This window comes from Bradyrhizobium sp. BRP23, from assembly GCF_020194135.1.
GTDB classification, from domain to species: domain Bacteria; phylum Pseudomonadota; class Alphaproteobacteria; order Rhizobiales; family Xanthobacteraceae; genus Bradyrhizobium; species Bradyrhizobium yuanmingense.
Genome location: NZ_JADYVW010000019.1, coordinates 69,174 through 79,218, shown reverse-complemented (window position 1 = coordinate 79,218; position 10,045 = coordinate 69,174). Strand labels below are relative to the sequence as shown.

Below are 10,045 nucleotides of genomic sequence, written 5' to 3'. Positions count from 1 at the left end.
AAATCAAGCGTAAGAATCGGAATAGCCTTCAGACTGCTTCTTCTCGCCGGCGAATTGATATTCGACGTGCTGGGAGACACGCAGCGTGTAGAAGACGCTGATCTTGAAACTGAGCCGGAGCGTTCCGGACCCGATCATCAGCGCGCCGTCGTAGGTGACCTCCAGCAACAACGAAATGGCCGCCGTGATCAGGCCTGCGACGTCGACGTTGCCGCGCGCGAGTATGAAGACTGAAATTGCAGTGGTGTTGCCACCGGCGCCGGTCGACCACGTCATCGTTATTGAGCAGCCGACCTGAAGCCAGACGCCACCCGAGACGACGCCAAAGTTGAAGCCTAGTCCAACGCCGGCGACGATACCTACCTCGAGCGAATAGGTCAGGATCGGGTGAGGTTTGGCGACCGGGAGGAACGATAGCCGCTGCGTCAGGAATCCGCCGCCGTTCAGGATCCAGACGCTCAGCGTGAATGGCATTGTCTTGGTGGCGACCGACAGTTCGCACATCAACTCGAACTGAGGAACCGCGGCGATGCCGAACAGAATGTGCAACGAAAGGTTCGAGATTCCGAACACGCCGAGCTGCAGGTCCGGCAGGTCGATGTCGAGCGTGGCGGCGATGCCGGCGGGCACTCCGCCGCGCATCAGCGGTTCAATGACCAGCCCGTCCCCCTCGCCGGAAGCGGCGAGAAAATCAGTCAGGAACGCGAGCGCGTCGGCGAGTTCTACCCGTTCCGGGTCGATCTTGAAATCGATCTTGCCGGAGTCGTCGAAATACAAGCCAGTCTGACGGAAGGTGAGGATGTCCTGTCCGCCGGTCACGACTCTCCAGTCGCCGAAGATGCGGCCATTGAATGTCTTTTGGGTCCCGTCGCGGCCCACTGACATCCGCGCCTTGGCATTGAACTTGGCTTCGTCGACGACGATCTCAACGGGGCCGAACGACAGGAGGGGCGCGGGCTCGGTGAAGGGGACGTCGATGTCGGTCTGAAGCCAGGCGCGCATCTGGACGTTGTCGAAACCGTGCTGAACCTTGATGGCCTTGGAGTCGTCAAGATCCGGGAAGGCAAATCTTTGAAGCAGGCCGCGGAAATCGATACCGCCCATATTCGGTATGAGATCCGCGACGGACAATTGCTTCAGTTTGTCGGGAATGAACTGCTCGGCAACGCCGCTCGAGGGCAGCCGCACGCCGAACGACTGAAGCATGTCACCGACCGCCTTGCCGGCCTTATCGGCCGCCGCAAGCGTATCCGAAACCCGGTTGACCAGCGCAATCGCCGGGGTCATGTCGACGACCTTGTTGGCCTCGGCGAGCACGTAGGCGACTTCTGGTCGATTGAAGCCGAGCCGATCCGTTTGTGGAGGGTCGCCGACGGCACGAAGGAGCCGTAAGGTATCGCTGCCTTCCTGATAGAGCCGATTGGCCTGATCGGCTAATTTTACTGGATCTGTTCCCAGCGCATCGCGCAAAGTCTCCTGGACCGCGCCGGAAATCTGTCGTGCACGATTTTCGACCTCGCGCGTGACGCGTTCGGCTTCTTCCGCGGCACGCCGCTTCAGGTCTTCGATGGACCCCTGGGCATCGTTGATGGCTTGCTTTACCGCATCGTCCAACCGTTTCTTGTAACCGTCCACGTCGAGGGCGTTCTGCAGCCAATCGGCGACCTTCTGCGCGTCCTTCCGTATCTCTCCTATAAAATTGTCGAATACCGCGCAGGCATCCTTGAGTTCCTTCCCCACGTCGACGATCGCGGCGGTGATGCCGGCAGCGAGCGCGTCGAGTGTCTTCCGTAGAACGGTTGCGACAATTTCGCCCTGCGCAACCACGGCCTTCTCGATCAACCCGCTGGTGTCAGCTATCGCCGTCAGCGCCCGATGGATAGCGCCGGTGGAATCGGCATCGTCGTCGGGATCTTCGGGAGCCGAGAGGGCAATGATCGCATCGGCTATCCGATCGAAGATGCTGGTTGCCTCGGCAAGGCCCGCGTCGATCGTGTCTTCGAGAAACACGACGAGGCCGCGCGCGGCATTCTGCGCCTCGGCGATGATTTGATCGAGTTTGGTGGCGAGCGCTTGGAGTGATCCGCCGGCGGTGCCGAGACGGGCTTTCAATGCGTCCTCAAACTGCTTGAGCGACGCCTCGTAGGAGGCGAGAGCCGTCCTCACGTCGTCACTGATCGCAGCACCGACGTGAGTAAGACCGTCGGCGAGCGTGATTGCCTGCCCCAACGTGTCGTGGATGGCCGGCAGGATGCGGCGCGCTGCCATGAGCGCTGCCGTATCGTCGATATGCGAAAGTTCAGTGTCGATTTGCTGCGCTTGCTTGCGAAGCTCGTCAAGCGTCGCGCGTGCGGACGCCGCGATCAAATCGTTGACCACCGTTGCCGCGCCGACGTCGTCCTTCAGCGTCTTGAACGTATCGTGGATCTTGCCGAGTGCGGCCGGAATTGCCACGTCTTGCGCTTCACCGAGTGAGGCGCCGGCTACTGCCTTAATGGCCTCGAGATCCGCCGTCACCCGCTTTGACAGCAGCTCGATGTCCGCTCTCCTTTCGTCCGCGATGGTGGCGATCCGGTTCTGCAGTCCTGACAGCTTGTCGATCAGGTCGGCGCGTTCATCCGGCGATAGCCATGCATCCTCGCTGTCGAGGAACACGCTCACGTCGCGAACGATGCCAGCGATGTTGCGGATCGGCCTCAGGCCCCCATCAAGTGTGGAATCGATCGCCTCGCCGGCGATCTTACGCAGACGTTCGACCTGTCCTTGGGCAGCATCGTTCAGGCGGTCTGCGAGCGAGGCGCAGGGCGATTTTGGGTCGATCTTGCTCAGATCGATTGACTTGAGCGAGTTCTTGACATCGGAAGTCGCGGCCCTGAGATCGCCGACGAAACTCGGATGGCTGAGTGCGGCGCCGATGGCTGCGACGGCGTCGTTTTTGACAGCGGTGAGAGGCTTCTCGGGGTCCAGTTTCTCGAGGACGCCGAGCGCTTGGCCGACTTTGGCATCGATGGCCGCCCGCAGGTCGGAACTGTGTTGCGTCAGTGACTGCCCGAAAGTCGTCAGTGGGCTTGGGGCGCCGACGGCGGCCCGTGGTGCGGCGCGGGCGATTGTTATGTTCTTGAGTATCGTGCCGGGGCCGCTCGGAGCCCGGCCGTGGGTGAGGACAGCCGGCTCCTTCGCACGGACCAGGCCGATGGTCATCCGCTCGAAACCAGGTGCGTGCGCCGGCTCTGACGGCATCATGGCGTCGGTGAGATTGGCGCTGTTGGGCTTCATGCGGCCCGCGGCCGGCGGCGGTAGATCGATGAAATCGATATCGCGCACCGATCGCCATGCATCGGTGTCGTCGCCGCTTTCGCCGTCGACCACGGAAGTGTAGAAGACGAGCTTTTCCGGCTCGTCGACCTCGACGGAAATTTCGCCGCCGCCTTCTCCCGCCAGCAGGAAACGAATCTGCGGCTTTGGATAGATCAGCGAGGGATCGTCCGGATTGATCGGGCGATCGCCTAGCCTGGTGGGGGCCAACACCGGCGGGAGGCTCGCGAAGGCCTTGTTCCACAGAGGCACTTGCCAGCCTTCGCGGCGCACATCGCCGCCCCAGCGGCTATCGACACGGATTTTGCCCGACTTGAACTCCACGCCCACGAGAAATCCGGCGGCCGCGATCGATTTGCCGTCCTCGGGATAGCGGCGCACCGGCTGCAGCAGCTCGACGTACTCCTCGACCTTGCGAAGGATCGGGCGTCCGGCGTGTTCGTCCTGCAACAGGCCGATCGGGTCGAAATTGAAGAATTGCGCGGAAGGTACGACGGACCGCTCATAGATGATGACGTGTTTGGCTCGATTCCAGAGGCCGCCGATGCGTCCGATGCGCTCGAGCTTGTAACGGTGGACGCGGCCCTGGCCGGTCTCGGTCTCGACAACGGTCTTCTTCTCGTCGAACAGCGCCCGCTGGCCGCCATAGCCGCCGTGCGCGGAGAGGTGGACGCCTTTCGTCGAACCCCCGTCCGCGTCCGGTCGGCTGTAGACCTTCATCAGGATATTGGCGCTCTCGAAAGCCCAGGCGACCCCGCCGGGAAAACTCTCCCGGTCGTCCTGGCTGGTCGAAAACGTCTGCGCGAGCTTCTTGGATTCGATCAGACCACCGGTATCTGCCGGGATTTCGCCTTGTACAGGCCAGCGAAGAGGGGTCGCGGGTCCATGTGCCGGGTCCGATCCTCCGGTGCGTAGCCTGAAACTTACGCCGTCCTCGATCTTCAGCTCGGCATCGGGGCGACCGCTCCAGAGCTTGTCGACGGCAAGTCGCCTGCGCTGGGCCCGCAACACGAGGCTCGCGAGTTGAAGATGGCTCTTCAGTGTCGCGCGAGACGCGCTCGCCGTATCGGACACGGGAGATACAGGCGCTCCGATCGTTGCGCCGATCTCGGTGACGAAGGCGTCGGTGCTCTTGTCGGTGGTGCTGATCCGGGTCGTCAAACCGTAGAGCAGCTCGAGCCGAAGCTCCTTCAAGCGGGAGCCCGGCGTCCGCATGGTCGGATAGCCCATGTTACGACGGAGGTTCCAGCCTGGCTCGCGGAAGTTGGTGTCCGCAAAGGTGGGGTCGACCTCGAGGCGTCCGTGCGCACCAAACCGCGCGGCCGCCGGGCGGCCTGGTTCGACATCTTTCGGTGCGCCGGCGATTGCGGTTGCGTTCTTCTCCATCGCCTCGCCGATGACCTGAGGCGGCAGTACCATCCGTACCGCCTCGGAAGGATCAAGCACGCGCCAGGACACGTCACCTTCGTCGCTCCATATCGCGACTTCGTTGCTCTGATCGGTGGCGGCCCGAGCAGGCTCGACATACTCCACGGCGGCGACCCGGAACGGGGTCGGGTCGATCACCAAGGCGAGCCGCTTTGGAGCTGCGCTGGTCGTCGTCGTCGATCTGATCGCGCGCAGCGAAAGGGAGACCGACTGATTTTCACCGGGCGCGAGTGATTCCGTGGCGACCAAGGCCTGAATGAGCTTTTCGTCATCGGGTTGCTCGGAGCCGCTGCGGTAGTCCAGTTCGAGCAGGAGCGGCTCGTCAGGGTCATCCGAAATGGGCGTCGGGCGACCGAGCAACTGCCTGCGGATCTGAGGAGGCAGGTCGTCCTGGCCGATTGGCTTAACGCACTCGATCGGGAATTTAACGACCGCCTGCAATTGCGCATCTGGCAGCTCGTCACCACCGGATCGGGCAAGAAGCCCGGTCAGATCGGCCTTGGTGACCATCGTGAGGTCCGGGGCTTTCAGAAGCGAGAAGCCCAGCGCGCCGAGCGCTATCTCGGAGCCATCGGTGCTTTCGAGCGAGAAGCCAAACTTGATCGTCGGCACCGTGCCGAGATCGTCGGTCTGCGTGATAGCGGGCTGCCATGCCGGTCCGTCCGTGCACGCGCCGGGTTGGACATCGGTGCTCGCGGCGACGAACGGCGCGGAGATGCGCGCCTTGCAGACCGGCGCCGTGCCCTCCGTTGCGATCATACGAGCGAACGTCGCCGTACAGGGCGAGGCGAAGCGCGGATCCTCGTCCGACTTGCCTTTCTCGACGAGCTCGAATGCGGTGACCCCCTGCCACATATCGGGGATGAACCGCGGCTCGAAGGACAGGAAAGCCGTTTGACGCCGCTTATCGGCCGCATCCTTGACGGTGCCGGTGGTCGGCACGATGACACGGCGCCAGGCGGAATTCTCGCGCAGCAACCCGACTGCGTGCCACGGCATTCCGCGTTCCGACTTGCGTTTGGCCAGCGCGGGCATGACGCTTAGTGGCGTCCCGTCACGGACCTTACGCAGACTGTCATGCTCATCGTCGATGACGACATCGAACGCGTCGATGACGAAATCGGTTATCTGATCGGGTCGCTGAAGCTTTGGGTCCGCTTTAGGGTCGACGTTGAGCGGATCGAGGCGGGCGGCGACGATCCATTGCACCGGTAAGAACGGCTTGAGGCCGCGGGCGCCGATGTCACCGACGCGTTGCTCTTGGGAGAAGCGGACCCGGCCTTTGACCGGCAGGAGCTCGGGTTTGGAAAAGAACCGCTTGAGGATACTGCCGATCTTGCCGCTATAGTTCCAAAGGGTTAGCTCGAAGCGCAAAGCGACACGGATGATGTCATGGGAGCCCGTGTCCTTGTTGAATTGGTGCTCGACCGCACGAAGCCCGAATTCGCGGCGCGGACGGTTGGGCGGTTGACTGGGAATGCCCTGATCGACGAACAGGGGTATTACGTCGACCTGATCGGTGGAGAGATTGCCGTCATCGGGTTTGACGATCGCGTCGATGAAATCGCTATTTGCATAGCGTAGTGGAATGATGCTGAGCGCGGGTTCTCCACGATCCCATGGCCCGATCGTGAGCGCGATCTGGATAAGCCGGCAAAGCGCGCCTCTCGGCGCGGCGGCGATTTTCCACAAGGATTGTGTCGTTGTCGCCTGGACCAAATCGAGGCCCACGTGAAAGCGGCTGTCATAGCGGTCGCCTGAGGTGGCGACTTTCGGCCTGATCCAGTGGCCGTTCAACGCGAGGCGAACTTGAAGCCTGATCGCGAGCGCTTTGAAGCTGCCGGGTTTTCCGGTCGCCGGCGTAATGACGAGCTTCGAAACCTGCCATCGCGGCGCCGGATTGTCGGCCAGCGTGCGGGCCAGGGCGATCGTATCGAAGCGGGCGAGCGGACCTTCGTCGAAGACGTCCCAGGCTTTCTGCTGCCGCTTGACCGGATCCTTCTCCGCCGCATAGTTGGTCGGCGCGCGATATGCCGTGAACAGAGCGATGCCGCGAAGTTCGATCGCAGATGTTGGCGGGGTTGGGTCTTGATCGTCATCGACGGCGACGTGACCTAGATGCGCGTCGTTCGCGTCGCTGCCGTCGTGATAACGGGCATTCGCCGCGTAGAGCGGGTTCTTCGGGGCGAACGGGTTGTCACGATCCCTGAGAAGGTTTTTGAAGACCGCAAGATCGTAGCAAACGTAGCGCCAGTCGGTTCCGTCCAGATCGTTGGTGCCGATGACGACGGCCTCAAGCGGGCCATCCGACCTGTCTTCCATCGCGCGAATGGCGATAAAGGAAATTCTAGCCGGCCCAGCGACGCCCGCCATGGTCCAATCCCCTAAGCAAAAACGTCGTGCCCGAAAATAGGAAGTCTAGAAATGCGGTCGGACGAAATGGTCCGTGACCCTCTTGCAACTTGCCGTAGAACGCTTGATCGGTCAATATCGAACGTGTCTTACCCTCCACCGATTGCGAGAAGCGACATGACGATCATCGATCCGCATCTGCAATGGATGTACGACGACACGCCCGCACACGAGCGGGCGACGACACGGGTGCCGGTCACGTTCGAATGGCATGGCGATCTTGATGAACTTGTGGCCTTGGGAATGCGGCTGCACGCGACGGCCGGCGGCATCATCTCTGCCGAGATGCCCCTGTCGAGCCTGCCCGAGGTCCACCGCCTGGGCATCGAATACATAGAGCTCGCGCGCACGCTATACTCGCCATTCGACGTTAGCCGATCCGACATCAAGGCCGACGTGCTGCAGCCCGTGATCGGAAGCGAAGTGGGGAAGGGGGTGATCATCGGCATCGTCGACACTGGCATCGATTACACGCATGCGAGCTTTCGCAAACCCGATGGCAAGACCCGAATCCTTTCGATCTGGGACCAGCGCCTCGAACCCGTGCCGGCACGACCGGGTCGTCCGCCCCGCTTTCCCTCGGAAGGTTCCCCCGGAAACAACGTTGACGGTACGGCTCGCAGTGGCGTGGAATTCACCGAAACCGCCATAAATGACGCGTTGAGAACGGGTGGACGGCGGCTGCGCACCAAGGACGTGCCCGACGATCCACACGGAAGCCATGTCATGGGAATTGCCGCTGGCAACGGCGCCGTTTCGCCCGGCAGCCCGGCGGCAGCTTTCGTCGGAATGGCTCCGGCCGCGGATCTGATCGTTGTCGCCACCAAGTTCAACTTTGCGCTGATACGGCAGGGGATCGAATACATCCAGGAACGAGCGAGAGCGCGCAATTGTCCCTCCGTTATCAATCTCAGTTTGGGCCAACCGCTGGGCGCGCGCGACGGTCGTAGCCTGGATGAAAGGGCGATTGATGCTGCGCTCGGGGCCGAGGGGCGCGCCATCGTCATCTCGGCCGGCAACGATGGAAACAAGAACAAGCACGTTCGGGGCAGGATCGCGCGCGGCGCCACGGATCGGATCACTTTCCGCATCTATGACAGGCAGATGGCCAAGGAGCTGGACATCGAAATCTGGTACGGTCTGAAGTCGACTGCGGAAAGGTTCGATGTCGTTCTCACCGATCCTTCGGGCGTTTCAATGTCGCTCGCGGCCGGCGGGGGCTCGGTGCGGCGCACGCTCGGCCGCTCGACCGTTAGTCTCGCATCCGCCATTGCCGTTCCTGCCCACAACAAGAACCGGATCAGCATCGCCATTCGTCGGGACGGTCTGCGGATTGCTCCTGGGACATGGTCGATTACCTTGTCGGGTGTCACCGTGGGGACCGGTGCCGACGCTGGCGTTTATCATGGTTATCTGCGTGCCCCGAAAGGACGCAAGGGGACTCCGGCAACCGCGTTCACCTCGTCGCAAACGAGCGCCGCGAGTACCGGTACGATTCCGGCGACCGCGCTCAAGGCCATCTCGGTTGGAGCATACGTTACGAGACCGTCCGCAGATCTGCACAAGCCCGCGGCGTTCTCGAGCCAGGGACCGACGTTGGACGACCGTCAATTTCCCACCCTGTGCGCGCCCGGTCAGTTGATCATTTCGGCGAAGGCCATCAACGCCGAGCCGCACCCGGAGTTCGATGTTGCTGGCAAGCCATTTACGGCCAAGCAGGGTACCAGTATGGCGGCTCCGCATGTTGCCGGCGTGGTTGCGGCGATGCTGCAGGTGAAGCCCACGCTCAAGCAAGATCAGGTCGCCAAGCTGCTCGGTGACCACGCCGACGCCCCGCCTGCGCCATTGCCGAACATTTGGGGGCGCGGACGCGTCAATGCGCTGAATTCCGTGACCGCAGCGAAAGCACCGGTAGGAAGTTGATCGCAACACGAATTTGGCGCGACGGAGCGAATTCGACCTTGCGGCACGCTCGAGCGTGCGGCGCCGAACACAGCCAAAAAGCTATAGACGACCGCCATAGTTGGCCTTCTCCCATTTGAGCTCGATATCGTCAGCGACCAAGTCTCGGCGGTGCGGCCTGATCTGATCGAAGTAATGCTTGAAGTCGACGTGTACGCTCATGTTGTCGGGCGATAGTTTCCCGTCCAGTCGTACAGCAGGACCGACCCTGCCGCCAAGCGTGCATTGACGGGTGTGCATTGGCGGTGGACTCGCCCGTGTTCGGATCCACGGGGAGGCGACGCATGCCGGCCTTGAGCAATCCACCGGCCTGGTTGTTGGGCTGGGGGCCGGCCGGGTCCGGCGAAAGCTGCAGGACGCTTTTGTCATGCTTGAGCCCGTCCGGGATAAGCGATGCGCCGGCAACCATCCAGTTCAGGGCCACATCCGACACGCGGCTTCGTTTTCCAAATAGCCGCCGCCGATATCGGCGTGCACGCCCGGGAAACATACCTGCTCGAAATACAGGTTGCCGTGGACGTCGCGTTCGCCCGCTTTTTCCGCCGTCGGGGACCACGGGAAACTTCTGAAATCCGCACGGTTCTCGTCGATCGAAATCGCATGCTTGGCGTAGATCGCGAGTTCAGTTTGGTGATGTTGGCGAGCCGGATTACGATGTGGTCCTCTCGCCAAAGTCCTGGCCATCAAACGCCGGGTGCAACTCGCCGCTCCGGCTAGCTATCTAATGTCTCGCCGTCCCGATGCGTCGCAACCCAGACGTCCTGAATCACTTTGGGGCGTTCGATCCCGTGCTTGTTCAACTCCGCCTCCGGAACGCTTTGCATGAAGGTGAGGGAATAGACCCGGTGGTTGTCGTCGAGAATGCTCAGACCGCCCTCGATCGGCATTGTGCGGTCCTTATCCGATAGGCCCACCAGCGATTGGTTCA

At 62.1% G+C, this 10,045-nt stretch carries 4 protein-coding genes; 1 reads left to right on the top strand and 3 read right to left on the bottom strand.

Going from position 1 to position 10,045, the window contains the following annotated elements:
- Positions 1–3: 3 nt before the first annotated feature.
- Positions 4–7,116 (bottom strand): methyl-accepting chemotaxis protein, encoded by a 7,113-nt coding sequence (locus tag I6F24_RS33320; protein WP_225130080.1) that lies wholly within the window; start codon positions 7,114–7,116, stop codon positions 4–6.
- Between the two features lie 156 nt (positions 7,117–7,272).
- Here I6F24_RS33320 and I6F24_RS33315 point away from each other — a divergent pair, with 156 nt between their 5' ends.
- Positions 7,273–9,078 carry a S8 family serine peptidase gene (locus I6F24_RS33315; RefSeq protein ID WP_225130077.1) on the top strand — a complete coding sequence of 602 codons (1,806 nt, stop codon included), beginning with the start codon at positions 7,273–7,275 and terminating at the stop codon, positions 9,076–9,078.
- Between the two features lie 453 nt (positions 9,079–9,531).
- On the opposite strand, the gene I6F24_RS33310 is transcribed toward I6F24_RS33315, so the two are convergent.
- Positions 9,532–9,801, bottom strand: coding sequence for a DUF2235 domain-containing protein (locus I6F24_RS33310; protein WP_225130076.1), 270 nt, complete (start codon positions 9,799–9,801; stop codon positions 9,532–9,534).
- A 29-nt stretch (positions 9,802–9,830) separates the two neighbouring features.
- Positions 9,831–10,004: a hypothetical protein gene (locus I6F24_RS33305; RefSeq protein WP_225130074.1), complete on the bottom strand. Its 174-nt coding sequence runs from the start codon at positions 10,002–10,004 to the stop codon at positions 9,831–9,833.
- Positions 10,005–10,045: the final 41 nt, after the last annotated feature.